The organism is Oleiphilus sp. HI0086 (genome assembly GCF_001635225.1).
Genome location: NZ_LWFZ01000016.1, coordinates 1 through 1367, shown reverse-complemented (window position 1 = coordinate 1367; position 1367 = coordinate 1). Strand labels below are relative to the sequence as shown.

Sequence of the window (1367 nt, the reverse complement as noted above, 5' to 3'; positions counted from 1 at the left end):
ATCCCTTTTGGAATTCTAGGCTCACTTTTCGGTCATATGTTATTAAATCTGGAATTAACGCTTTGGTCATTCATAGGTATGGTGGCGGTCAGCGGTATTGTCGTCAATGACAACCTGGTCTTGATGGACTGTATTAATGAGCTGCGCAAGAAGGGCGTGAATATCTTTAGTGCAGTATGCGAAGCTGGCAAGAAACGCTTCAGGCCAATACTCTTAACGTCAATTACAACGTTTGCAGGCTTAACACCTTTGATCCTGGAAACCAGCATTCAGGCTAAGTTTTTAATACCCATGGCCGTATCGCTGGCCTTTGGGGTTATTTTTGCAACACTGATCAGCTTGCTTTTAGTGCCCGCAAGCTACCTATTACTGGATCAATATATCAAGAGCCTAAGCACCGCTAGCAAACAGGTAACGAATAATGCGCTCGACTCCGAGAGCGTTGAAGACGCCTATCAACGCGGTTTTGAGCAGGGCAGTCGAGCGAAGAAGAAATCACAGAGCCCATATAATGATGAGGTATTAACTTCAAGCTGGGAAGCAGGTTGGCTTGATGCGAAAAATACCCTTAACGTTCTCAAGACGGATCAGGCATCATGAGTATATTTCAACGTCACCCGAAAGATCATGTTGCCTTATGGTTTGAACAAAGGCGCAAGCTAGGCGTAAGTGATGACATATATTGGGGGCGATATACGCCTCACACCTCAGAGCAAGAAGAAGCGCTAAAAGTAGATATCTTCCAGCACGCCAATGGTGACGGCATGAGCATAATGAAGCACATGCTGAACGATCTCGGTTTCACCAGTGTGAAGATCCCTAAGTGTAGAGAAACCGGTGAACCTGACACTCAAGAATTGAAAGCGATCAAAGCAAAAGTTCAACCTTACCCTAAAAGGGTCAAATGGCGTTTTTGGAAAGCGGATAATCAAGTAAGCCAAAATTCGGTAGACACTCTATTTTTTGATCGTTATGAAACCGCAGCTATCGAACAACGAGCAAAATCTCTCGATATCCCTTTAACAACCTTTATACTATGGGCGCTAAACCGCTCGGCTGCCAAGCATTTACTTGCAGATTCAAAAAACTGCAATCAAAGCTATTCGTGGTTTTATCCCGTTAATTTAAGGGGGGCAGCTAATTTTGGAACCGACTCAGACTATGCAAATTTCTCCAGTGGATTTTATATCCCTCTCGAAGCGGATATTTCACCTACCCAGTTAAACGACAGAATTCGCGAGCGGCTAAAGTCACGCGAGCATTGGCTGCACTGGCAACAAGCCAAGATAGCTAAATATCTACCTGGCTTTATGATTAGATTTTTATATCGCTACCTCAGCAATAAATCCTTTTACGCTGGCAATTTC

General features: G+C 44.0%; 2 protein-coding genes. Both read left to right on the top strand.

Features of this window, described 5'->3' with window-relative positions; genetic code table 11:
- On the top strand, nucleotides 1–600 hold a 600-nt coding region (locus A3756_RS00380; protein WP_197481065.1), incomplete at its 5' end, for an efflux RND transporter permease subunit.
- Nucleotides 597–1367, top strand: a 771-nt coding sequence (locus A3756_RS00375) for a hypothetical protein (RefSeq protein WP_156490127.1), incomplete at its 3' end; no start/stop codon positions are given. The genes A3756_RS00380 and A3756_RS00375, both read left to right, overlap by 4 nt.